The sequence below is a fragment of the Rhodosalinus sp. K401 genome, assembly GCF_041365735.1.
GTDB lineage: Bacteria > Pseudomonadota > Alphaproteobacteria > Rhodobacterales > Rhodobacteraceae > Rhodosalinus.
Genome location: NZ_JBGFSI010000002.1, coordinates 139,862 through 163,916 on the forward strand (window position 1 = coordinate 139,862; position 24,055 = coordinate 163,916).

The 24,055-nt window shown below is 68.1% G+C and carries 23 protein-coding genes; 14 read left to right on the top strand and 9 right to left on the bottom strand.

All coding sequences use genetic code 11. From position 1 onward, the window contains the following. Positions 1-207 precede the first annotated feature (207 nt). The 14 genes from nuoG to AB6A66_RS03200 are packed head-to-tail and all read left to right on the top strand — an operon-like array spanning position 208 to position 14,026. Positions 208-2,226, top strand: coding sequence for an NADH-quinone oxidoreductase subunit NuoG (nuoG, locus tag AB6A66_RS03135; protein ID WP_371054749.1), 2,019 nt, complete (start codon positions 208-210; stop codon positions 2,224-2,226). A 1-nt stretch (position 2,227) separates the two neighbouring features. After that, positions 2,228-2,635, top strand: coding sequence for a hypothetical protein (locus AB6A66_RS03140; protein ID WP_371036654.1), 408 nt, complete (start codon positions 2,228-2,230; stop codon positions 2,633-2,635). 7 nt (positions 2,636-2,642) lie between these two features. Continuing rightward, complete coding sequence (gene nuoH / locus AB6A66_RS03145; RefSeq protein WP_371036653.1) at positions 2,643-3,680, top strand: NADH-quinone oxidoreductase subunit NuoH; 1,038 nt, start codon at positions 2,643-2,645, stop codon at positions 3,678-3,680. A gap of 1 nt (position 3,681) precedes the next feature. Beyond that, positions 3,682-3,870 carry a hypothetical protein gene (locus tag AB6A66_RS03150; RefSeq protein ID WP_371036652.1) on the top strand — a complete coding sequence of 63 codons (189 nt, stop codon included), beginning with the start codon at positions 3,682-3,684 and terminating at the stop codon, positions 3,868-3,870. After that, a complete protein-coding gene (gene nuoI / locus AB6A66_RS03155; protein ID WP_371036651.1) occupies positions 3,867-4,361 on the top strand; it encodes an NADH-quinone oxidoreductase subunit NuoI in 495 nt (164 codons plus the stop codon). Before AB6A66_RS03150 ends, nuoI begins: the two co-directional genes overlap by 4 nt. Further along, positions 4,358-4,765 (top strand): carboxymuconolactone decarboxylase family protein, encoded by a 408-nt coding sequence (locus tag AB6A66_RS03160; RefSeq protein WP_371036650.1) that lies wholly within the window; start codon positions 4,358-4,360, stop codon positions 4,763-4,765. The genes nuoI and AB6A66_RS03160 overlap by 4 nt, the downstream gene beginning before the upstream one ends. Continuing rightward, entirely contained in the window at positions 4,762-5,370 is a 609-nt protein-coding gene (locus AB6A66_RS03165; protein ID WP_371036649.1) for an NADH-quinone oxidoreductase subunit J, read from the top strand. Before AB6A66_RS03160 ends, AB6A66_RS03165 begins: the two co-directional genes overlap by 4 nt. A gap of 49 nt (positions 5,371-5,419) precedes the next feature. Then, positions 5,420-5,725: an NADH-quinone oxidoreductase subunit NuoK gene (nuoK, locus tag AB6A66_RS03170; protein WP_371036648.1), complete on the top strand. Its 306-nt coding sequence runs from the start codon at positions 5,420-5,422 to the stop codon at positions 5,723-5,725. Positions 5,726-5,729: 4 nt separating this feature from the next. Further along, positions 5,730-7,814: an NADH-quinone oxidoreductase subunit L gene (gene nuoL, locus AB6A66_RS03175; protein ID WP_371036647.1), complete on the top strand. Its 2,085-nt coding sequence runs from the start codon at positions 5,730-5,732 to the stop codon at positions 7,812-7,814. Further along, the gene (locus tag AB6A66_RS03180; protein WP_371054750.1) at positions 7,814-9,358 is read left to right on the top strand and encodes an NADH-quinone oxidoreductase subunit M; all 1,545 of its coding nucleotides are present in this window, start codon (positions 7,814-7,816) and stop codon (positions 9,356-9,358) included. The genes nuoL and AB6A66_RS03180 overlap by 1 nt, the downstream gene beginning before the upstream one ends. 13 nt (positions 9,359-9,371) lie before the next feature. Then, positions 9,372-10,814: an NADH-quinone oxidoreductase subunit NuoN gene (gene nuoN, locus AB6A66_RS03185; RefSeq protein ID WP_371054751.1), complete on the top strand. Its 1,443-nt coding sequence runs from the start codon at positions 9,372-9,374 to the stop codon at positions 10,812-10,814. Next, complete coding sequence (locus AB6A66_RS03190) at positions 10,804-11,571, top strand: biotin--[acetyl-CoA-carboxylase] ligase (RefSeq protein WP_371054752.1); 768 nt, start codon at positions 10,804-10,806, stop codon at positions 11,569-11,571. Before nuoN ends, AB6A66_RS03190 begins: the two co-directional genes overlap by 11 nt. 5 nt (positions 11,572-11,576) lie before the next feature. Next, a complete protein-coding gene (locus AB6A66_RS03195; RefSeq protein WP_371036643.1) occupies positions 11,577-12,359 on the top strand; it encodes a type III pantothenate kinase in 783 nt (260 codons plus the stop codon). Continuing rightward, positions 12,356-14,026, top strand: coding sequence for a ribonuclease J (locus tag AB6A66_RS03200; RefSeq protein WP_371054753.1), 1,671 nt, complete (start codon positions 12,356-12,358; stop codon positions 14,024-14,026). The genes AB6A66_RS03195 and AB6A66_RS03200 overlap by 4 nt, the downstream gene beginning before the upstream one ends. 195 nt (positions 14,027-14,221) lie before the next feature. Here the strand turns inward: AB6A66_RS03200 and AB6A66_RS03205 are convergent, their stop codons facing one another. The 9 genes from AB6A66_RS03205 to AB6A66_RS03245 form a co-directional block, all read right to left on the bottom strand. After that, the gene (locus tag AB6A66_RS03205) at positions 14,222-15,697 is read right to left on the bottom strand and encodes a DEAD/DEAH box helicase (protein WP_371054754.1); all 1,476 of its coding nucleotides are present in this window, start codon (positions 15,695-15,697) and stop codon (positions 14,222-14,224) included. Positions 15,698-15,890: 193 nt separating this feature from the next. Further along, complete coding sequence (locus AB6A66_RS03210) at positions 15,891-17,201, bottom strand: NAD(P)/FAD-dependent oxidoreductase (RefSeq protein WP_371054755.1); 1,311 nt, start codon at positions 17,199-17,201, stop codon at positions 15,891-15,893. A gap of 28 nt (positions 17,202-17,229) precedes the next feature. Then, positions 17,230-18,588, bottom strand: coding sequence for a glutamine synthetase family protein (locus AB6A66_RS03215; protein ID WP_371054756.1), 1,359 nt, complete (start codon positions 18,586-18,588; stop codon positions 17,230-17,232). Then, positions 18,585-19,268, bottom strand: coding sequence for a type 1 glutamine amidotransferase (locus AB6A66_RS03220; protein ID WP_371054757.1), 684 nt, complete (start codon positions 19,266-19,268; stop codon positions 18,585-18,587). The genes AB6A66_RS03215 and AB6A66_RS03220 overlap by 4 nt, the downstream gene beginning before the upstream one ends. Before the next feature lie 57 nt (positions 19,269-19,325). After that, positions 19,326-20,642, bottom strand: a complete 1,317-nt coding sequence (locus AB6A66_RS03225; protein WP_371054758.1) for a glutamine synthetase family protein — start codon at positions 20,640-20,642, stop codon at positions 19,326-19,328. A gap of 86 nt (positions 20,643-20,728) precedes the next feature. Then, positions 20,729-21,535: an ABC transporter permease gene (locus AB6A66_RS03230; protein ID WP_371054759.1), complete on the bottom strand. Its 807-nt coding sequence runs from the start codon at positions 21,533-21,535 to the stop codon at positions 20,729-20,731. After that, positions 21,532-22,416, bottom strand: coding sequence for an ABC transporter permease (locus tag AB6A66_RS03235; RefSeq protein ID WP_371054939.1), 885 nt, complete (start codon positions 22,414-22,416; stop codon positions 21,532-21,534). The genes AB6A66_RS03230 and AB6A66_RS03235 overlap by 4 nt, the downstream gene beginning before the upstream one ends. A gap of 56 nt (positions 22,417-22,472) precedes the next feature. After that, complete coding sequence (locus tag AB6A66_RS03240; RefSeq protein WP_371054760.1) at positions 22,473-23,189, bottom strand: transporter substrate-binding domain-containing protein; 717 nt, start codon at positions 23,187-23,189, stop codon at positions 22,473-22,475. A 47-nt stretch (positions 23,190-23,236) separates the two neighbouring features. Continuing rightward, a complete protein-coding gene (locus AB6A66_RS03245; RefSeq protein WP_371054761.1) occupies positions 23,237-24,013 on the bottom strand; it encodes an ABC transporter ATP-binding protein in 777 nt (258 codons plus the stop codon). Between the last annotated feature and the right edge of the window lie 42 nt (positions 24,014-24,055).

Genomic DNA, 24,055 nt, shown 5'->3' on the forward strand with positions numbered 1-24,055 from the left:
TCGTCCTGTTCCCGCCGCCGTTTTCCCCGCGGCGTCGCCTCCTCGCCTTGCGGAACCGGGGTCCCTGCTCTAGCTTTCCGCACAGCAGGAGCCGGTCCCAAGAGCTGCGTCCATCTTGTTGCCTTGTTTGCGCAGCCCGACGCGGATGCTCCTTGAAAGCAAAGGCCCCGAAGGGTCTCGAGGCGCGTCTGAGAAAGAAGTGAGAGCATGAGCGAACTGCGCAAGATCGTCATCGACGGTCGGGAGATCGAGGTCGACCCGGCCATGACCCTGATCCAGGCCTGCGAGGAGGCCGGAATCGAGATCCCGCGTTTCTGCTACCACGAGCGGCTCTCGATCGCGGGCAATTGCCGCATGTGCCTCGTCGAGGTGGTGGGCGGCCCGCCGAAACCCGCCGCATCCTGCGCGATGCAGGTCAAGGACCTGCGCCCCGGTCCCGAGGGCCAGGCGCCGCAGGTCAAGACCAATTCGCCCATGGTCAAGAAGGCGCGCGAGGGGGTGATGGAGTTCCTGCTCATCAACCATCCGCTCGACTGCCCGATCTGCGACCAGGGCGGCGAATGCGATCTGCAGGACCAGGCAATGGCTTACGGGGTGGACTTCTCCCGCTACCGCGAGCCCAAGCGGGCGGTCGAGGATCTCGACCTCGGGCCGCTGGTCGAGACGCACATGACGCGCTGCATCTCCTGCACGCGCTGCGTGCGCTTCATCACCGAGGTGGCGGGCATGCCCGAGCTTGGCCAGACGGGCCGCGGCGAGGACGCCGAGATCACTTCCTACCTGGGCCAGACGCTCGAATCGAACATGCAGGGCAACATCATCGATCTCTGCCCGGTGGGGGCGCTCGTCTCGAAGCCCTACGCCTTCACCGCGCGGCCCTGGGAGCTGACCAAGACCGAGTCGATCGACGTGATGGACGCGCTCTGCTCCAACATCCGGGTGGACACAAAGGGGCGGGAGGTGATGCGCTTTCTGCCGCGCAACCATGACGGCGTGAACGAGGAGTGGATCTCGGACAAGACGCGATTCGTCTGGGACGGGCTGCGCCGGCAGCGCCTCGACCGGCCTTACATCCGCGAGAACGGCAAGCTGCGGCCCGCGGGCTGGGGCGAGGCGCTCGCCGCCGCCGCCGAGGCGGTGAAAGGGGCGAAGCGGCTTGCAGGCCTCGTTGGGGACCTTGCCCCGGTCGAGGCCGCCTTCGCGCTCAAGCAGCTCGTGGAGAGCCATGGCGGCGTTGTCGAGTGCCGGACCGACGGTGCGAAGCTGCCCGCAGGGAACCGCTCGGGTTATGTGGGCACCGCCGCGGTGGAGGATCTCGAGCATGCCCGGCGCGTCGTGATCGTGGGCAGCGATCCCGCGCAGGAGGCGCCGGTGCTGAACGCGCGCATCCGCAAGGCCTGGGTGCAGGGCGCCGAGGTCACGCTCGTGGGCCGGCCGGTGGATCTGACCTACGGCTACACCCATGCCGGGACCGGGCGCGCGGCGCTTGCACAGCTCGCGAAGGCGCCCCCCGCGGAGTTTTCCGAGCACGAGAGCGTCGTGATCGTGGGCCAGGCCGCGCTGCGCGAGGATGACGGCGAGGCGGTGCTGGCCACGGCCATGCAGCTTGCCGAAAAGACCGGGTCGGGCCTTCTGGTGCTGCACACGGCAGCGGGGCGCGCGGGCGCGATGGATGCCGGCGCGACCTGCGAGGGCGGGATCGACGCGGCGCTCGCGGGCGACGTCATCTGGAACCTCGGCGCGGACGAGGTCGAGATCCCCGAAGGAGCTTTCGTGATCTACCAGGGAAGCCATGGCGATCGGGGCGCGCATCGCGCCGACGTGATCCTGCCCGCCGCGGCCTGGACCGAGGAGCAGGGGCTTTTCGTCAATACCGAGGGCCGTCCGCAGCTTGCGCTGCGCGCGTCCTTCCCGCCCGGAGAGGCCAAGGAAAACTGGGCGATCCTGCGTGCCGCATCGGAAAAGGCGGGGGCGACTCTGCCCTATGACAGCCTCGCGCAGCTGCGCCAGAAGCTGGTGGCGGCGGCGCCCCATCTCGCCCGGATCGACGAGGTGCCCGAGAACGTGTGGGAGCCGCTGGCGCCCGCCGCGCTGGGCGAGGGCGATTTCGGCCTCGCGGTCGGGGATTTCTGGCTCACGAACCCGGTCGCGCGGGCGAGCGAACTCATGGCCGAGCTTTCGCGCCGCGCGAGCGATCGCGCGACCGACCGCCTCGCGGCGGAGTGACATGCGCGGCATCGCCGCCATAGCGTCGGCCGCCGTTACGCTGGCGGGGTGTGCACCGGAGCGGCCGCACGCCGCGGCCGCCGAGGCGGTCGGGCGGGCGGCACCGGACTATCGCGGGGTCGAGACGCGGCTTCTCGACCTCGACCTGCTGAGCGTCGACGTCGCGATGGGCGGCGCGGCCAGCCTCGAGGAGATCGAAGGCTACGCGCGCTGCGCGGCGGCGCTCGATACGCTGTCGCGGGCGCGGAAGTTCCTGCGCCATCTGCGGACAAATGTTGCCAAAGAGGGTGGCCTCTGGCGCGCAGATGCGGTTTACACCATCTCGGCGCGCCGGCCCGAAGGCCTTCGCACCATCGACGCCGAGGTCGAGGCCGCCGCCTGCGCCGAACGTGGGATACCGATGGTATGAGGACCTGATGGAAGCTTTCTTTTCCACCCCTCTCGGCACGGGCCTCATCATCGTCGCCCAGTGCCTGTCGGTGCTGGCCTTCGTGATGATCTCGCTGCTCTTCCTGGTCTACGCGGACCGCAAGGTCTGGGCGGCCGTGCAGATGCGGAAGGGTCCGAACGTCGTGGGCGCCTTCGGCCTGCTCCAGACGGTGGCCGACGCGGCGAAATACGTCCTCAAGGAGGTGGTGGTGCCCGCGGGCGCGGACCGCCCGGTCTTCATCCTGGCGCCGATGACGAGCTTCGTGCTCGCCGTGATCGCCTGGGCGGTGATCCCCTTCAACGAGGGCTGGGTGCTCGCGGACATCAACGTGGCGATCCTTTACGTCTTCGCCATGTCCTCGCTCGAGGTCTACGGCGTCATCATGGGCGGCTGGGCCTCGAACTCCAAGTATCCCTTCCTCGGCAGCTTGCGGTCGGCCGCGCAGATGATCTCCTACGAGGTGTCGATCGGGCTCATCATCATCGGGGTGGTGATTTCGTCGGGCTCGCTCAACTTCAGCCAGATCGTCGCCAGCCAGGATGGCGCCTACGGCTTCTTCTCGTGGTACTGGCTGCCGCATCTGCCGATCGTGTTCCTGTTCTTCATCTCGGCGCTGGCGGAGACGAACCGACCGCCCTTCGACCTGCCGGAGGCGGAATCCGAGCTCGTCGCGGGCTACCAGGTGGAATACTCGTCCACGCCCTTCCTGCTTTTCATGGCCGGCGAATACATCGCCATCTTCCTGATGTGCGCGCTGATGAGCCTGCTCTTCTTCGGCGGCTGGCTGTCGCCGATCCCGGGGCTGCCCGACGGGGCGCTCTGGATGGTGGGCAAGATGGCGGTCTTCTTCTTCCTCTTCGCCATGGTGAAGGCGGTGACGCCCCGCTACCGGTACGACCAGCTCATGCGGCTGGGCTGGAAGGTGTTCCTTCCCATGAGCCTGTTCTGGGTGGTGTTCGTGTCCTTCGCCGCGAAATTCGACTGGTTCTGGGGCGCCTACGCCCGTTGGACCGTGGGAGGCTGACATGCAGGAACTCAAGACGGCGATCCTGAACGCCCGCTACATCGACATGATGGATCTTGCCGCCGCGGCGGGAGAGGCCGCCCGGACGGCGCCGGAGGGGGACAACCAACTGGCCGGCCCGCGCGAACAGGCGATCGCCGCGGCGATCTTCCGCTGGGCCGCCGAGGGAATCGAAGGAGGTTCCGGATGACGAACATCGATTACGGCCGCGCGGCGAAGTATTTCCTGCTTCAGGATTTCTTCCATGGCCTCAAGCTTGGACTGAAGTATTTCTTCGCGCCCAAGGCCACGGTGAACTACCCGCACGAGAAGGGGCCGCTTTCCCCTCGGTTCCGCGGCGAACACGCGCTGCGCCGCTATCCCAACGGCGAGGAACGCTGCATCGCCTGCAAGCTCTGCGAGGCGATCTGCCCCGCGCAGGCCATCACCATCGACGCGGAGCCGCGCGCCGACGGCTCGCGCCGCACCACGCGCTACGACATCGACATGACGAAGTGCATCTATTGCGGCTTCTGCCAGGAGGCGTGTCCGGTGGACGCCATCGTCGAGGGCCCGAACTTCGAGTTCGCCACCGAGACGCGCGAGGAACTTTTCTACGACAAGGCGAAGCTTCTGGAGAACGGCGACCGCTGGGAAGCCGAGATCGCGCGCAACCTCGAACTGGACGCGCCCTATCGATGAACGACACGCGCAACCCCTTCGAGGAGATGGTGTCGGCCATGCAGGACATGGCGAAGACCATGAACCCCGCGCTCGAGACCTTTTCGCCGAAGGGGGTCGAGGCGATGTGGCCCACGATGCCGCGCGACTGGATGGAGGTGCTGTTCGGCAACGCCTTCAACAAGGGTGGGCTCGACGCCCGGACCCGGCTGCTCTTGACACTCGCGGGTCTGACCATGCAGGGGGCGCAGGCGGAATCGCATCTGCGGCTGACCGTGCGCCATCTGCTTGAGGCCGGTGCCACCCGGCAGGAGATCGTCGAGGCCATCGGCATGATGTCGGTCTTCGCGGGGCTTCCGGCGAGCACGCGGGCCATGCAGCTCGCACAGGATGTCTGGCAGGACAGTGAGGAGCAGGAAGAATGACCGCCGCGGCCTTCGCTTTCTATCTCTTCGCGCTTTCCCTGATCACCGGCGCGCTCTTCACGGTGATCGCGCGCAACCCGGTGCACTCCGTGCTCTGGCTGATCCTCGCCTTCCTGAGCGCGGCGGGCCTTTTCGTGCTGCTCGGCGCGGAGTTCGTGGCGATGCTGCTGATCATCGTCTACGTGGGCGCGGTGGCGGTGCTCTTCCTGTTCGTGGTGATGATGCTCGACGTGGACTTCGCCGCCTTGAAGGCCGAGATGGCCAGATACATGCCGCTCGCGCTGCTGATCGGCGTGGTGCTGCTGATGCAGCTGGGGCTCGCGCTGGGCACATGGGACGTAAGCGCCACCGCCGAGGCCGCGCGCGCGCAGCCCATCCCGGCCGACCGGCACAACACCGAGGCGCTGGGCATGGTGCTTTACGACGAGTATTTCCTGCTCTTCCAGCTCTCCGGGCTCATCCTGCTCGTGGCGATGGTGGGCGCGATCGTGCTGACGCTGCGCCACCGCGCGGACGTGAAGCGCCAGGACGTGCTGGCGCAGATGTATCGCGACCCCGCCAAGGCGATGGAGCTGAGGGACGTGAAGCCGGGGCAGGGCCTCTGAACGGACACGACACAACCCGGCGCGTGAACGCCGAGGACGGGACGGTACAATGATAGGACTGGAACACTACCTGACGGTGGCCGCGGCGCTTTTCGTGATCGGCATCTTCGGGATCTTCCTCAACCGGAAGAACGTGATCATCCTGTTGATGTCGATCGAGATCATGCTGCTCGCGGTCAACATCAACCTCGTCGCGTTCTCGTGGTATCACGGCGACCTCGTGGGGCAGGTCTTCACGCTCTTCGTGCTGACCGTGGCCGCGGCAGAGGCGGCCATCGGCCTGGCCATCCTCGTCTGCTTCTTCCGCAACCGCGGCACCATCGCGGTGGAAGACATCAACGTGATGAAGGGCTGAGACGATGGAGACGATCCTGCTTTTCGCCCCGCTCGTGGGCGCGCTCGTCGCGGGTTTCGGCTGGCGGCTGATCGGCGAGACCGCGGCGCAGTGGATCGCGACCGGGCTTCTGGCCCTCTCCTGCCTTCTGTCGTGGATCGTTTTCCTGTCCTTCGACGGGGAAACCCAGCAGATCCAGATCCTGCGCTGGATCGAGAGCGGGACGCTCGCCACGGACTGGGCGATCCGGCTCGACCGGCTGACGGCGGTCATGCTGATCGTGATCACCACGGTCTCGGCGCTCGTGCACCTCTACAGCTTCGGCTACATGGCGCATGACGAGAACTTCCGCGAGGGAGAGCACTACAAGGCGCGCTTCTTCGCCTATCTCTCCTTCTTCACCTTCGCCATGCTGATGCTGGTGACGGCCGACAACCTCGCGCAGATGTTCTTCGGCTGGGAGGGCGTGGGCCTCGCCTCCTACCTGCTGATCGGCTTCTACTACCGCAAGCCCTCCGCCAACGCGGCGGCGATGAAGGCGTTCATCGTGAACCGGGTCGGCGATTTCGGCTTCGCGCTCGGGATCTTCGCGCTCTTCTTCCTGGTGGACTCGATCCAGCTTCAGGACATCTTCGAGGCCGCGCCGCAGATCGCCGAGACGCAGGTCACCTTCCTATGGGGATCCTGGAACGCGGCCGAACTCGTGGCCTTCCTGCTTTTCGTGGGTGCGATGGGCAAGTCGGCGCAACTCATCCTGCACACCTGGCTGCCCGACGCCATGGAAGGCCCGACGCCCGTCTCGGCGCTGATCCATGCCGCCACGATGGTGACGGCGGGGGTCTTCCTCGTCTGCCGGATGTCGCCGGTGATGGAATTCGCGCCGTCGGCGCAGACCTTCATCGTCTATCTCGGCGCCTTCACGGCCTTCTTCGCGGCCTCTGTCGGCCTCGTCCAGAACGACATCAAGCGGGTGATCGCCTATTCCACCTGCTCGCAGCTTGGCTACATGTTCGTCGCGGCGGGGGTCGGCGCCTACTCGGTGGCGATGTTCCACCTCTTCACCCACGCCTTCTTCAAGGCGCTCCTCTTCCTCGGCGCGGGCTCGGTGATCCACGGGATGCACCACGAGCAGGACATGCGGAAATATGGCGGCCTGCGCCGGAAGATGCCGATGACGTTCTGGGCCATGCTGGTGGGCACACTCGCCATCACCGGCGTCGGCGTGCCGGCGGTGCTTTTCACCGCCGGCGGAATTCCGATCGGCCTTGCCGGCTTCCAGTCGAAGGACGCGGTGGTGGAAAGCGTCTTCGCCGGCACGGATGGGGGCGCCGCCTTCTGGCTGCTGGTGGTCTCGGCGCTCTTCACCTCCTTCTACTCCTGGCGGCTGATGTTCCTGACCTTTTGGGGCGCGCCGCGCGGCGACAGGCACACGCACGAGCACGCCCATGAAAGCCCCACGGTCATGCTCGCGCCGCTCGGCGTGCTGGGTCTCGGTGCGGTGACGGCGGGCATGATCTGGTACAACGCCTTCTTCGGGCACACCGACACCGTGGCGAAATTCTTCGGCGTGCCCTATGCCGAGGCCGCGGCGGAAGAGGACCACGGCGAGGCCGAGGCGGGCAAGGGCGCGCATCACTACGTCTTCGCCGGCGAACCGGGGCAGGGCGCGATCTTCGTCGCGCCCGGCAACGACGTGATCAACGAGGCGCACGAGGTGCCGAAATGGGTCAAGACGAGCCCCTTCCTCGCCATGCTGATCGGGCTGGGCGTCGCCTACTGGTTCTACATCGCGAACCCCGCGCTGCCCGGGCGCCTCGCGCAAAGCCAGCGGCCGCTTTACCTCTTCCTGCTCAACAAGTGGTATTTCGACGAGGTGTACGATTTCGTCTTCGTGCGTCCGATGCGGGCGACGGCGCGGGTGCTCTGGCGGCGCGGTGACGGCGACGTGATCGACGGCACCATCAACGGCATCGCCATGGGCGCGATCCCGTGGCTCACGCGGCTCGCCGGGCGCGCGCAGACCGGATACATCTTCACCTACGCGCTTGCGATGGTTCTGGGCCTCGTGGGGCTGATCGCCTGGGTCACCTTCGCCGGGGGCGCGCGCTGATGGACAACCTGCTTTCCATCGTCACCTTCACGCCGGCGCTCGCCGCGCTGATCCTGCTCGTCTTCCTCAGGGGCGACGACGAGGCCGCGCAGCGCAACGCCAAGTGGCTCGCGCTGATCGCGACCTCGGCCACCTTCCTCGTGTCGCTCTTCATCCTGGCGCAGTTCGACCCGTCCGACACCGGCTTCCAGATGGTGGAGGAGGGCGCGTGGATCCTCGGGCTGTCCTACAAGATGGGCGTGGACGGGATCAGCGTGCTTTTCGTCATGCTGACCACCTTCATCATGCCGCTCGCCATTGCCGCGTCGTGGAGCGTCACGCATCGCGTGAAGGAATACATGGTCGCGTTCCTCGTGCTCGAGACGCTGATGCTGGGCGTCTTCATGGCGCTCGACCTCGTGCTCTTCTACCTCTTCTTCGAGGCGGGCCTCATTCCGATGTTCCTCATCATCGGGATCTGGGGCGGGAAGGCGCGGATCTACGCCGCGTTCAAGTTCTTCCTCTACACCTTCCTCGGCTCGGTCCTGATGCTGGTGGCCATGGTGTCGATGTATGTCGATGCGGGCACGTCGGACATCCCGGCGCTGCTGAACCACCGCTTCGGCACGGACAGCTTCAGCCTTCTGGGCATCCAGGTGATCGGCGGCGCGCAGACGCTGATGTTCCTGGCCTTCTTCGCGTCCTTCGCGGTCAAGATGCCGATGTGGCCGGTGCACACGTGGCTGCCCGACGCGCATGTGCAGGCGCCCACGGCCGGATCCGTGGTGCTCGCCGCGATCCTGCTGAAGATGGGCGGCTACGGTTTCTTGCGCTTCAGCCTGCCGATGTTCCCGGTCGGGGCCGAGGTGATGACGCCGCTGGTGCTGTGGATGAGCGCGATCGCGATCGTCTACACCTCGCTCGTGGCGCTCGCGCAGGAGGACATGAAGAAGCTGATCGCCTACTCCTCGGTGGCGCATATGGGCTTCGTGACGATGGGCATCTTCGCGGCCAACCAGCAGGGCGTGGACGGCGCGATCTTCCAGATGATCAGCCACGGCTTCATCTCGGGCGCGCTCTTCCTCTGTGTGGGGGTCATCTACGACCGGATGCACACCCGCGAGATCGAGGCCTATGGCGGTCTCGTGCACCGGATGCCCGCCTATGCCGCGGTCTTCATGCTGTTCACCATGGCCAATGTCGGCCTGCCCGGCACCTCGGGCTTCGTGGGCGAGTTCCTGACGCTGACGGGCGCCTTCCAGGTCAATACCTGGGTCACTGCCGTCGCGGCCACCGGCGTGATCCTCTCGGCCGCGTATGCGCTCTGGCTCTACCGGCGCGTCGTTTTCGGCGACCTCATCAAGGCGTCGCTCCGGTCCATCGCCGACATGGACCGGCGCGAGAGGGCGATCTTCGCGCCGCTCGTGGTCATGACGCTGCTGCTGGGCGTCTATCCCGCGCTCGTGACCGACATCATCGGCCCGTCGGTCGGCGCGCTGGTGTCCGATTATCAAACCGCCCTGGCGGAGCACGCGGCGACCGGCATGGTCGCGCGCGCCGAATGAACGGGAGCCCCTGATGATCCAGGCCGATCTCAACATCCTTCTGCCAGAGCTCCTGCTGTCGGTTTACGCGCTGGGCGCGCTCGTGGCCGCGGCCTACACCGGCAAGGACCGCATCGCGCCATCGCTGACCTGGGGCACCGCCGCGATCTTCGTCGTGCTTGCCGCCTGGATCGGTCTGCGCGGCGAGGGCGTGCAAATCGCCTTCGGCGGAATGTTCGTCGACGACGGCTTCGCGCGGTTCGCCAAGGTCGCGATCCTCTTGTCCGCCGCGGCGGTGCTCGCGATCAGCCAGGACTACATGGAGCGGCGAGGCTTGTTGCGGTTCGAGTTTCCGCTTCTCGTCGCGCTTGCCGTGGTCGGCATGATGGTGATGGTGTCCGCCGGCGACCTGATGGCGCTCTACATGGGGCTGGAGCTGCAATCGCTCGCGCTTTACGTCGTCGCCGCGATGCGCCGCGACAGCGCGAAGTCGACCGAGGCGGGGCTGAAATACTTCATGCTGGGCGCGCTGTCCTCCGGCCTGCTGCTCTACGGCGCCTCGCTCACCTACGGCTATGCCGGCACCACGCTCTTCACCGGCGTGATCGAGGCCGCGGGCGAGGGGCGGGCCGATCTGGGGCTTCTGATCGGCCTCGTGCTCGTGGCGTGCGGGCTGGCCTTCAAGGTTTCCGCCGTGCCGTTCCACATGTGGACGCCCGATGTCTACGAGGGGGCGCCCACGCCCGTGACGGCGTTCCTGTCCACCGCGCCCAAGATCGCCGCCATGGCGCTTTTCGCGCGGGTGCTGCACGACGCGTTCGGCGGGATCGTGGCGGACTGGCAGCAGGTCATCGCGCTCCTGTCGCTGCTGTCGATGTTCCTGGGCGGGATCGCCGCGATCGGCCAGACCAACATCAAGCGGCTGATGGCCTATTCCTCCATCGCGCATATGGGCTACGCGCTCATGGGCCTTGCCGCCGGAACGGCCTTCGGCGTGCAGGCCATGCTCGTCTACATGGCGATCTACGTCGCGATGAGTGTCGGAACCTTCGCGTTCATCCTCTCGATGGAGAGGGACGGCCAGCCGGTGACTGATATCGGTTCGCTCCACATGTTCTCGCGCGTCGAACCAGGGCGCGCCTTCGCGATGCTGGTCCTGCTTTTCAGCCTCGCGGGGGTTCCGCCGCTTCTGGGCTTCTTCGGCAAGCTCTACGTGCTGCGCGCGGCCTATGAGGGCGGGCTCGTCTGGCTGGCCGTGGCGGGCGTCGTGGCCTCCGTCATCGGTGCCTTCTACTACCTGCGCATCGTCTACTACATGTATTTCGGAGAGGAGCGCGCCGAGCCGCTCGAGGCCGGGGGCGGCCCGGTGCTCTGGGGGATGCTGATGGCCTCCGCGGTGGCCATGCTCGTCGGCATCGTCAACCTGTTCGGGATCGAGGGCGCGGCGGCCGCCGCCGCGGCGGCGCTTGTCAACTGACGCGTACCAGCCACAGGGCTGGCCTGCCGCCTATGACCGGATCGTCCTCGACGAAGCGCCCTCCACCATGACCGAGGCGCTCGCGCGCGCGCCCTCCCTTTCGCGGCCCGCGTGGATCGTGGCGCATCGCCAGACCGCCGGGCGCGGACGGCGCGGCCGCGCCTGGGCCGATCCGCCGGGCAATTTCGCCGCGACGCTCGTGCTGCGCGAGGATGACCCGCGCCGCGCCGCGTTGCGGTCCTTCGTGGCCGCGCTCGCGCTTTACGACACGGTCGCGGTTCTCGGCGCGCGGCCCGAGGGGCTGAGGCTCAAATGGCCCAATGACGTGCTGCTCAACGGGGGCAAGCTGGCCGGCATCCTGCTCGAAAGCCTGCCGGGCGGCGCGCTCGCCATCGGCGTCGGCGTCAATCTGCGCCATGCCCCCGAGCCGGAACGGCTGGAACAGGGGGCGCTCCGGCCCGTGGCGCTTCTGCACGAGACCGGCGCGGCGGTGCCGCCCGAGGCGTTCCTCGACCATCTCGCAAGCGCCTTCGACATGCGCGAGGGGCAGTTCGCCACCTTCGGCTTCGCGCCGATCCGTACCGCCTGGCTCGACCGGGCCGCACGGATCGGCCAGCCGCTGACCGCGCGGATCGGCCCGCGCGAGGTCACGGGCACGTTCGAGACGGTGGACGATGCGGGCAACCTCATCCTGCGAACGCCGCGCGGGCGCGAGGCCGTCGCCGCCGCGGATGTCTACTTTCCCGAGGGGGTCTGAGGGCGATGCTACTCGCGGTCGATTGCGGCAACACCAACACCGTCTTCTCGATCTGGGACGGGGAGCGGTTCGTCGCCAGCTGGCGCATGGCGACCCAGCACCAGCGCACGGCGGATGAATACTACGTCTGGCTGTCCACGCTCAAATCCTTTCAGAAGATCGAGACCGCGATCACCGACGTGATCGTGTCCTCCACCGTGCCGCGGGTGGTGTTCAACCTCCGCGTCCTGTCGGACCGCTATTTCAACACGCGGCCGCTGGTCGTCGGCCGGCCCGACTGCCTGTTGCCCGTCGATATCCGGGTCGATCCGGGCACGCAGGTGGGGCCCGACCGGCTGGTCAACACCGTCGCGGGCTTCGACCGTTACGGCGGCGACCTGATCGTGGTGGACTTCGGCACCGCGACGACCTTCGACGTCGTCGATGGCGATGGCGCCTATGTCGGCGGCGTGATCGCGCCCGGGGTCAACCTCTCGCTCGCCGCGCTGCACGAGGCCGCGGCCGCCCTGCCGCATGTGGACATCTCGCGGCCGCAGCGGGTCGTGGGCACCAACACCGTGGCCTGCATGCAATCGGGGATCTTCTGGGGCTATGTCGGGCTGATCCGCGAGATCTGCACCCGCATCAAGGCAGAACGCGACCGGCCGATGAAGGTCATCTCCACGGGCGGGCTCGCGCCGCTCTTCCAGCAGGCCGAAACCCTTTTCGACACCTTCGACGACGATCTGACGATGCACGGCCTTGCCGTGATCCACGCCTACAACAAGAAGAACGGAGTCACTCCATGAGCAGCGACCGACTGATCTATCTTCCCCTCGGCGGTGCCGGCGAGGTCGGGATGAACGCCTATGTCTTCGGCTACGGACCGAAGAACAAGGAGCGGCTTATCCTCGTGGACCTCGGCGTGACCTTCCCCGACATGGACACGAGCCCCGGGGTCGACCTGATCTTTCCCGACATCGCCTGGCTTGAGGCGCGCCGCGACCGGCTGGAGGCGATCTTCATCACCCACGCGCACGAGGACCATGTGGGCGCGCTCGGTCATCTGTGGTCGCGGCTTGGTGCGCCGGTCTATGCGCGCAGCTTCACCGCCGAGATCGCGCGCGGCAAGATGGAAGAGCACGGCCAGCCCGAGCGCGTGGTCAAGGTGGTCGAGCCGATGCCCGACATGACCGAGGCGGGGCCCTTCCGCGTGGGCTTTCTGCCCGTCTCGCATTCGATCCCGGAAAGCTCGGCGCTGGTGATCGACACGCCCGCGGGGCGCGTCGTGCATACCGCGGATTTCAAGATCGATCGCGACCCGGTGGTGGGCGAGGCCTTCGACGACGAGGCCTGGGCCGAGGCGGCGAAGCCCGGGGTCCGTGCGTTGATGTGCGACTCGACGAATGTCTTCACGCAGCATCCCGGCCGGTCGGAATCTACGCTCGGCCCCGCGATCGAGGCGCTGGTGGGCGGCGCCTCGGGCATGTTCGTGGCGACGACCTTCGCCTCGAACGTGGCGCGGCTGAAGACGCTGGCCGAGGCGGGCCAGCGTGCCGGACGGTCGATCTGCCTGATCGGGCGCTCGATGAAGCGCATGGTCGAGGCGTCGGTGCAGACCGGCGTGCTGAAGGGGTTCCCGCCGGTGATCAGCCCCGAGGACGCCGCCCGCGTCCCGCGCGAGAACCTGATGGTGATCGTCACCGGCAGCCAGGGCGAGCGGCGCGCCGCCTCGGCGCAGCTCGCCCGGGGCGGCGCCTATCAGGGGCTCGAGCTCAAGGCCGGCGACACGTTCCTGTTCTCGTCGCGCACGATCCCCGGAAACGAGCGGGGCGTCCTGCGCGTGATCAACCAGCTTTCGGAGCTGGGCGTGGACGTGGTCGACGACGCCACGGACCGCTACCACGTCTCGGGCCACGCGAACCGCCCCGATCTCGAGGCGATGCATGCGCTGATGCGGCCGCAGATGGTGATCCCGATGCATGGCGAGCACCGGATGCTGCGCGAGCATGTGAAGATCGCGAAGGCCAAGGGCATCGAGGCGGCCATCGCCGTCAACGGGACCATGCTGGATCTCACCGGCGAGGCGCCGGCGGTCTGCGACTATGTCGAGACCGGGCGCACCTATCTCGACGGCGTGGTGCAGGTCGGCGCGCTTGACGGAATCGTGCGTGACCGCATCCGGATGGCGCTGAACGGCCACGTGATCGTGACCGTGATCCTCGACGAGGACGACGAGCCCGTGGGCGATCCGTGGTGCGACCTGATGGGCCTTGCCGGGACGGGCCGCTCGGACGCGCCGCTGACCGACGTTCTGGAAGAGGATCTTTCGCAGTTCATCGGGCGCGCGGCGCGGAAGGTCCGCGCCGACGACGACAAGCTCGAGGAAGGCATGCGCCGCGTGGTGCGCCAGAGCGCCCTGAACGAGATCGGCAAGAAGCCCGAGGTGACGGTGGTGATCAGCCGCCTGAGCTGAGCGCCGGCGCGCCACCGCTTGCGCGGCGGGCCCGGCGCCCGGGCGGCGGGGGCGTCCCTGGCAGGGGCGTGTCCGTGTGCGCAACCGCGCGAAATGGCGCGCCCTTGCGCACGCCGTGCACGTCATCCGCACGGCGCGAGAACCGTATCGGGTCGGCGGGCGGGGGCCTTCGCGGAGGCGCCCCGCGGACGCGGGTCAGCCGCTCAGCCGTTCCTCGAAGCTCATCGCGATGAAAGAGGGCAGGTGATCGCCCATTCCTACCACGGCCGGGCCCTTGCCGCGCGACGTGTCGCGCGCGCGCGCGGGCGCCTTGCGCGGTGCGGGCTCGCGCTCGGGCGCTTCGGCGGCGGGCTCGTCCGTGGCCTCGGAAGCTTCGGAAACGGCGGCCTTCTCCGCGGCGGGCGGCGTGTCTTCCTGCTTGGTGCGCCGTCCGCCACGGCGTCCGCGGCGCGGACGCTCCTTGTCCGGCTCCTCCGCGTCGGGGGCGGCGGGCCGTTCCTCGGCCGCCTCGGCCGGGGTGGCGCCAGAGGGGCTGTCCACGCGCGGGATTTCCTTTTGCAAGAGTTTCTCGATGTCCTCGAGGTTCTTGTCGTCCTTGGGCCCGCAGATGGTCAGCGCCTTGCCTTCGCGTCCGGCCCGCCCGGTGCGCCCGATCCGGTGGACGTAATCTTCCGCGTGCGATGGCACGTCGTAGTTGAAGACGTGGCTGACGGCAGGGATGTCGAGGCCGCGCGCGGCGACATCGGAAGCCACGAGAAAGCGCAATTCGCCCGAGCGGAAGGCATCCAGCGTCTTCGTGCGCTGGGACTGGTCCAGGTCGCCGTGGATCGGCGCGGCGTCGTAGCCGTACTTCTTCAGCGACTTGGCGAGCATGTCGACGTCGATCTTGCGGTTGCAGAAGATGATCGCGTTCTTGCACGCCGCGCCCTCGCGGTCGATCAGGTCGCGCAGCAGCCGCCGCTTTTCCGAGGCCTCGCGGTCGCGCCGCGACGGCTTGAACATCGCCACGCCCTGCGCGATCGTTTCCGATGCCGTGGCCTGCCGCGCCACCTCGATGCGGGCGGGGGCCTGCAGGAAGGTCTTGGTGATCCGCTCGATCTCGGGCGCCATGGTGGCCGAGAAGAAGAAGGTCTGCCGCGTGAAGGGCGTCAGGCTGAAGATGCGCTCGATGTCGGGGATGAACCCCATGTCGAGCATCCTGTCGGCCTCGTCCACCACCATGATCTGGACGCCGGTGAGAAGCAGCTTGCCGCGCTCGAAATGATCGAGAAGCCGCCCCGGCGTCGCGATCAGCACGTCGACGCCCTTGTCGATCAGCGCGTCCTGTTCCTTGAAGCTGACGCCGCCGATCAGCAGCGCCTTGGTGAGCTTCACGTGCCTGGCGTAGGTGTCGAAGTTCTCGGCCACCTGCGCGGCAAGCTCGCGCGTCGGGCAGAGCACGAGGCTGCGCGGCATCCGCGCCCGTGCGCGGCCCCGCGCCAGGAGCGTGATCATCGGCAGCGTGAAGCTTGCGGTCTTGCCGGTGCCGGTCTGGGCGATGCCCAGAACGTCGCGCCCTTCGAGCGCGGGCGGAATGGCGCCGGCCTGGATCGGGGTGGGAGATTCGTATCCCGCCTCCTCAATCGCTTTCAGAACCTTCGGGTTGAGGTCGAGATCGGTAAACTTTGTCATGTGCATCCGTGGTTTACGGACACGCGTGGCCCGTAGCGTCTGGTATGGCGGCGCTCACGCCCATGATAGGCGGCGCGCCAGGTCGGCCCGTGTGGGCGCATCTACCCGAAAATTCGTGCCGGGGTCAATCCGCGGCGCTCCCAACGCGAAGAAGGGGGTATTTCGGGCGGGATCGTCGCGAAACGGGCAACAGTCACACGCCCAACCTGTCGCGCAGCGCGTACCAGCTCATCGCGAGGACGAGGAGCGGGCTGCGCACCAGCGTACCGCCCGGAAAGGCCGGCGCTGGCACCGAGGCCATGGTGTCGAAACCCGCGCTTTCGCCGGCCACGGCGTCCGCCAGAAGCTTGCCGGCCAGCGTGGCGTTGCCCACCCCGTGCCCCGAGTAGCCGGAAGCCGACAGGACCTGCCGCCCGACCCGCGCGAGATAGGGCATCCGCCGCATGGTGATCGCGAGCGTGCCGCCCCAGGCATAGTCGATCGGCACGTCCGCGAGATGCGGAAAGACCCGCGCCATCGGCCGGCGCACCAGCGCGGCGATATCGCGCGGGAAGCGGTAGCCGTAGCTTTCGCCCCCGCCGAAGAGAAGCCGCCCGTCATGGCTCAGCCGGAAGTAGTTCACCACGAACTTGGTGTCCGCGACGGCGACGTCCCGGGTGAGCACCTTGGCCGTCCGCGCGCCCAGCGGCTCGGTGGCCGCGACGAAGTTGTTGATCGGCATGACGCGCGCCGCGACCTGCCGGTTCAGCCCGCCGAGATAGCCGTTGCAGGCCAGGATCACGTGCTCGGCCTCGACACGGCCCTCTTCGGTCCGCAGGACGGGGCGCGCGCCGCTGTCGTCGATCTCCGCGACGCGGGTCGTCTCGTGGATGCGCGCGCCGGCAGCCTCCGCCGCGCGGGCGAGGCCCAACGCGAAAGCCAGCGGATGCAGGTGGCCCGCGCCCATGTCGAGGGTGCCGCCGCGATAGCGCGGCGAGGGGCAGAGCGCGTGGCCGGCCTCGGCGTCGAGCGCTTCGATCTCCGCGTAGCCGTAGCGATGTTGCAGCGTCTCGGCCTCCTCGTGCAGCTCCCGCCGCTCGGCGTCGGAATAGGCCATGTGGGCCACGCCCGGCTTGAGATGGCAGTCGATGCCGTGGCGTGCGGTGAGGTCCTTCACGAGGGCCTTGGCGTCCTGGCCGAGCGCCCAGAGCCTGTCCGCCGCCTCCGCGCCCAGAAGCCGGGTCAGCTCCGCCTGGCCGACCCGCTGGCCGCTGCCCAGCTGCCCGCCGTTGCGCCCCGACGCGCCGAAGCCCGCGCGGTGCGCCTCCAGCACCACGACGTCGTGGCCGCGTTCGGCCAGATGGAGCGCGGCCGAGAGCCCGGTGAAGCCCGCGCCCACGATGCACACATCGGCACGGATCTCCTCGCGCAGCGGCGCGCGAGGCGCCGGCGTCTCCACCGTCGCGGCATACCAGCTCGCGGGATAGCGGCCCGGCCGGTCATTGGCGTAAAGCAGGTTCGTCATGCCAGGGCGCGCTCCTTGCGCGGTATCGTCACACGTTGAGCAGGAGATGCTCCCGCTCCCACGGGCTGATCACCTGCAGGAATTCCTCGTACTCGGTGCGCTTGACGACGGAATAGACGCGGCAGAACTCCGGGCCCAGCACCTCGCGCAGCGCCTCGGCCTCGTCGAAGAGGTCGAGCGCATCGCCGAGAACGCGCGGGATGTCCCCCTCGCCCTCGTAGGCGTCGCCGCGGAACTGCTTGGACGGCCAGTCCTCGTTCACGAGGCCGATATATCCGGCCGCCAGAGAGGCGGCGATCCCCAGATACGGATTGCAGTCCATGCCGGCGAGGCGGTTTTCCACGCGCCGCGCCTGCGGCTCGGAAATCGGGATGCGCAGGCCCGTGGTGCGGTTGTCGCGGCCCCATTCGAGATTGATGGGGGCGGCGTGGTCCTTGACGTATCGGCGGTAGCTGTTGACGTAAGGCGCGAAGATCGCGATCGCCGAGGGCAGGTGCTTTTGCAGCCCGCCCAGGAAATTGAAGAACGCGTCCGTTTCCCCGCCCTGGGGGCCGGCGAAGAGGTTCCGCCCGGTGCCGGCGTCGATCACCGAGTGGTGGATATGCATGGCACTGCCGGGCTCGTCCTCGATGGGCTTGGCCATGAAGGTGGCGAAGCAGTCGTGGCGCAGCGCCGCCTCGCGGATCAGCCGCTTGAAGTAGAACACCTCGTCGGCCAGCTTCACCGGATCGCCGTGCCGCAGGTTGATCTCCACCTGGCCCGCGCCGCCTTCCTGGGTGATGCCGTCGATCTCGAAGCCCTGCGCCTCGGCGAAGTCGTAGATGTCGTCGATCACGGGGCCGTATTCGTCCACCGCGCTCATCGAGTAGGCCTGGCGCGCGGCCGCCGGGCGCCCGGTGCGGCCCATCATCGCCTCGATCGGCTTTGCCGGGTCCACGTTGCGCGCGACGAGGAAGAACTCCATCTCCGGCGCGATCACCGGTTCCCAGCCCTGGTCGCGGTAAAGCTGCACCACCCGCTTGAGCACGTTGCGCGGCGCGTAGGGGATCGGCGCTCCGGCGCGGTCGAAGGCGTCGTGGATCACCTGGAGCGTCCAGTCGCCGGTCCAGGGCGCGGCGGTGGCCGTGGACATGTCGGGCTTCAGGATCATGTCGGGCTCGACATAGCCCTCGTCGCCCGCGGCCTCGGCCCAGTCCCCGGTGATGGTCTGGAAGAAGATCGAATTGGGCAGGTGGAAACTGAGCTGCCGCGCGAACTTCGAGGCGGGGACCGCCTTGCCGCGGGCGATGCCGGGAATGTCGGCGATGATGCACTCGACCTCGTCGAGGCGGCGGCCCTCGAGGTAGAGGCGCGCGGCCTCGGGAAGGCTGTCGCTCCAGTCGCTCATTCGAGGCTCCTTTCGCGGAAGAACCGCGCGATCATCTGGCCGAGTTTGGCGTTGTCGGTCGGGGCGGGCAGCGCGTCCCGCGCCGCGTCGAGCTGGTCTTCGGGCACCACGCCCTTGCCGCGGGTGCGGATGAGGCCGTCGATCACCTGCGCGCCGAATTCCGGGTGCGGCTGGACGGTGAAGATCTCGCCGGGCCAGACGAGCGCGGCGTAGGCGCAGAAGGGGTTGGAGGCGATCACCTCCGCCCCCTCCGGCAACGCGACGATCTGGTCCTGGTGCCAGGCGTTCAGCGCCACGGGGGCGCCCTGCCAGTCGTAGACCGTTCGGCCCACGGCCCAGCCGCCCGCGAATTTCTCGACCCTGCCGCCAAGCGCCTGCGCGATGATCTGATGGCCGAAGCAGATGCCGACGAGCGGCTTGCCGGCCGCGCGGATCTCGCGGATGAGCGCCTCGAGCGGGGGAATCCAGTCATGGTCCTCGTAGGCCCCGTGGCGCGAGCCCGTGATGAGCCAGCCATCGGCAGCCCCGGGGCCGTCGGGGAAGGCGCCGTCCTCGACCACCCAGGTTTCGAAGTCGAAGCCCTGGCCCGCGAGGAGATGCTCGAACATGTCCGGGTAGTCGCCCGTCTCGGGCCGGATGTCCGCCGGCGCGTGGCCGGTCTGGAGGATGCCGATCTTCATGAAATCACCGTTTGACGTGCCAAAAACTAGCGACTGCCCCGACCCCTCACAAGGGGGTCAGACGGCTTCCAGGTAGGACTGCCAGTGCTTTTCGGCCGGCAGTTCGGCGAAGCGGGCGAGCTCCTGCCGCTTGGTCCGGCACAGGTTCTCGATCAGCAGCGGGGGAAGGATGCGCGCCATCAGCGGGTCGCCTTCCAGCACCTCGATCGCCTCGGCCCAGCTCGGGGCGAGTTGCGGAAGGTCCTGCTCGTAGCAGTTGCCGGTCAGCGGCGCCGGCGGCTCGAGCGCGTCCTCGATGCCGGAAAAGGCCGCGCCCAGCACGGCGGCCATCAGCAGGTAGGGCGTGATGTCGCCGCCCGCGACGCGATGCTCGATCCGCCGCGCCCTGGTCGGACCGCTCGGGATGCGGATCGCGGCGGTGCGGTTCTCGTAGCCCCAGCCGGCGCCGGTGGGCGCGTGCGCGCCGGGCACGAGGCGGTCGTAGCTCGCACCGTGCGGCGCGAAGACCAGCGTCGAGGCCGGCATCGCCCGCAGGCAGCCCGCCACCGCCTGCCGGAGAAGCGCGGAGCCCTCCGGCCCGCCATCGTCAAAGACGTTCTGCCCGGCCTCGTCCAGCACCGAGAAATGCACATGCATCCCGTTGCCGGCATCGTCGGGATAGGGTTTGGCCATGAAGGTGGCGGCCATCCCGTGGCGCCGCGCCAGCCCGCGCGCCAGCGCCTTGAAAAGCCACGCGTCGTCGGCCGCGGCCATGGCCGCGCGGTGGCCCAGCGTGATCTCGAACTGGCCGAGCCCCGCTTCGGACGTGGCCGACTGGACCGGGATGCCCATCGCGGCGCAGCCCTCGTAGAGATCGGTGAAGAAGGCGTCGAAGGCGTCGAGCTGGCGGATGGAGAGCACCGCGTGCCCTTGCAGCGGGCGGCCCGTCACCGGGTTCGCGGGCGGGTGCAGCGCGTCGCCCGAATCGTCCACCAGCGTGAATTCCATCTCGGTGGCCGCGATCACGTGCCAGCCGCGCGCGGCGAAGCGTTCCAGCACCGCGCGGAGCGCGTGGCGCGGGTCGCCCATGAAGGGCGCGCCGCCTTCGTCCGACATCCACATCGGCACCAGCGAGGAGGGGGTGGCGAGCCACGGCATGGGCACCGGCCCGCGCTCGGTCGGGTGGAGCACGCCGTCGCGGTCGCCGGTTGCGAAGACGAGGGGGCTGTCGTCGATGTCGCGACCCCACAGATCCACGTTGAGCGCCGAGAGCGGCATCCGCAGCCCGTCGTTTTCGAGCTTCTCGGCCTCGCCGGCCGGCAGGCGCTTGCCGCGCATCTGGCCGTTGAGATCGCAGGCCGCGGCGCGCAGCGTTCGGAACTGGGAGAGGTCCATGGGGCGTCCTTCGGAATTTTGATCAAATTACAGAAGGCGGCACATGTGTCCAGAGGCGAGCGCGCCTTCGGCCGGCGGACGCGCGCTCAGCGAATGAGGTTCGGGCGGAAACGGATGGGGCGGCGCAACTCTTGCGGCATGTGCCGGTTGAGGCGCCGGTTGGCGACCCCGAAGAGCCATATGATCACAAGTGTGAGCAGGATGAAGTAGCCCGCGAGGATGGGGTAGGGCACGAAGGGGTTGAACGTCTTGTCCGCGAAGTAGCTGGCGTAATAAAGCGCGTCGCCTTTCTGCTGCCAGGCCGGAAAGCCCGAGAAGTAGACGAGCGTCGTGGCGTGGAAGAGGAATATCGCCTCGTTGGTGTAGGCCGGCCAGGCCAGCCGCAGCATGGTCGGGAAGACGATGCGCCGGAACCGCGCCCATCCCGTGAAGCCGTAGGCGTCGGCCGCCTCCGTCTCGCCCTTGGGGATCGTGCGCAGCGCGCCGTAGAAGATCTCTCCGGAATAGGCGGCCGTGTTGAGGAACAGCACGATCAGCGCGCCGAGCGCCGCCGAGGTCAGGGAATCGAAGACGGGCGAGACGGATTTCAGGTTGAGGAAGAAGAAATAGGCGAAGAAGAACTGGATGAAGAGCGGCGAGCCCCGGAAGACGAGGATGAACCACTCCGAGGGTTTGCGCACCCAGGCCGAGCGCGCCGCCTTGCCCATCGCCACGGCGACGGCCAGAAAAAAGCCCGAGGCCAGGGCCAGGACGCCGAAATAGACGTTCCAGATGAGCCCCGAGCCGATCAGCGTGATCTGCTGGCAGAGCGTGAAGTTGTCGCGCGGCAGAAGCCGCTCGCCGATCCCGACCGAGCGCAGCGCGTAATCGCCGATCGTCTCCCAGCAGCTCATGCGCCCGCCTTGCGCTGGGCCTCGCCCTGCGCCGTCGCCTGCCCGTGGCTGAGGCGCACGGTCAGCCGCTCCAGCACGATCTCGGAGACGCGGGTGAAGGCCAGGTAGAAGACCAGCAGCGCGAGGAAATACCACATCCGCCAGTCGCCGTGGGGGTAGTCGGTGAAGCGCGCGGTCTTGGCGCCGCCGAGCTCGCGCGCCCAGTAAACGATATCCTCGACGCCGAGCAGGAACAGCAGGGGCGTGGCCTTGATGAGCACCATCCAGAGATTGGAAAGCCCGGGCAGGGCGTAGATCCACATCTGTGGCACGAGGATGCGCCAGAACGCCTGGCGGCGGCTCATGCCGTAGGCCTCCGCCGTCTCGATCTGCGCCTGCGGCACCGCGCGCATCGCGCCGAAGAGCACGTTGGCCGCGAAGGCGCCGAAGACGATGGCGAAGGTCAGCACGGCGAGGAAGAAGCCGTAGATCTCGTGCATCCATTGCGGCGCGTTGCCAAGGGGCAGCTTGGCCTCGGGGCAGACCACGAAGTCGTTGCCCTGCCGCACCGCCTCTGTCCAGTCGGGGCAGAGCGCCTGGTGGCGGATCCATTCGAAGCCCTGGTCGAGCGCGATCACGAAGAAGAGGAAGAAGGCGATGTCGGGCACGCCGCGCACCACGGCGATGTAGCCCTTGCCGAGGATCGAGACGGGCAGAACCCGCGACCGCGCGGCGGCGGCGCCGGCGAAGCCGAAGGCCAGCGCGGTGGGCGCCGTGATGGCGAGCAGGGTGAGGACCGTGCCGAACGCCGCATATAACGACATGTGCTTGCCCGTGGTGAGGTAGCAGGCAAGCCACCGGACGGTCCCGAGGCTCTCGGGATCTGTGCAGAACGCGAAGATGGCCTCGCTCCGTCGTGATGGAGGGGCGGACCCGCGGGCCCGCCCCGGTCACGGGATCAGAACTGGGACGAGACGTCCCACTTCGCGATGAGCTCGTTCAGCGACCCGTCGTCCTTCATCGACTGGATCGCCGCGTCGAAGGTGTCGCGCAGCGCCTGGTCGCTTTCGCGGAAGCCCATGCCGACGCCACCGCCGAGCGGCACGTCCGGGCCCACGAAGATGAGGTCCGGATCCTCCTCCACGATGGGCGCGAGGAACGACTTGTCGGCGAGCACCGCGTCCGCCTCGCCGCTTTTCACCGCAGCGATCGTCTCGTCGGGGGATGCGAACTCGACCAACGTGCCGCCCGTCTCGGCGACGTAGCCGGCCTGGATGGTGCCGGTCTGCGCCGCGATGACGGCGGCCTCGACATCGATGCCGTCCGACACGGCCGCATAGGCCGACGGATCGGGCGGGGTGTAGTTCTGCGAGAAGTCGATGACCTCGTCGCGCTCGTCGGTGATCGACATGCCGGCGATGATGGCGTCGTAGTTGCCCGAGACGAGGTTGGGGATGATCGAATCCCAGTCGTTCGTCACCCACTCGCAGGTCAGATCGGCGCGGCGGCAAAGCTCGTCGCCCAGCTCGCGCTCGAACCCGTCCACCTCTCCGGCGTCGTTGAGGAAGTTCCACGGGGGGTAGGCGCCTTCGGTGCCGAGGCGCACGACGTCCTGGGCGCTGGCAAGCCCGGCGCTCAGCGCCAGGGCCGCGGTTGCGAGGATCATTTTCTTCATGGTCGGTCTCCCTCTGGTTGGACTGGTGTTGGTCGGGCCGGCCGCTCTCAGGCGGCCTGGGTCGAGGACAGGAAGCCCCTCAGCCGCTCGGAGTCCGGCTGGCCGAACAGGGTCTCGGGCGGGCCTTCCTCCTCGATCCGCCCCTGGTGAAGAAATACCACGTGATCAGAGACATCGGCGGCCATCCTCATGTCATGCGTGACGATGAGCATGGTCCGCCCCTCCTGCGCGAGATCCTTGATGACGCGCACCACCTCCTGCTCGAGTTCGGGATCGAGGGCCGAGGTGGGCTCGTCGAAAAGAAGCGCCTCGGGCTCCATGCAGAGCGCCCGCGCGATCGCCGCGCGCTGCTGCTGCCCGCCCGAAAGCTGCGCCGGGTAGACATCCGCCTTGTCGCCGATGCCGACCTTGGCGAGATAGCCCCGCGCCGCCGTCTCCACCTCCTGCCGGTCGCGGCCCAGAACGGTGACCGGCGCCTCCATCACGTTCTGCAGGACCGTCATGTGCGCCCAGAGATTGAACTGCTGGAACACCATGGAAAGGTTGGTGCGGATGCGCAGCACCTGCCTCGGGTCCGCCGGGTGCCGGTGCAGGCCCGTCCCCTTCCACTTCACCGGCTCGCCCTTGAAGAGGATGTCTCCCTGCTGGCTGTCTTCCAGCAGGTTCGCGCAGCGCAGCAGCGTCGATTTCCCCGAACCCGAAGAGCCGATCAGCGAGACGACGTCGCCGCGCCGCGCGGTGATGTCCACGCCCTTGATGACCTCGAGCTCGCCGTAGCTCTTGTGCAGGTCCCGGATCTCGATGACGGGGTCGGTGTCGGACAAGGCGGCCTTCACGGTGGTGTCACGGTTTCGCGCTACTAGGGC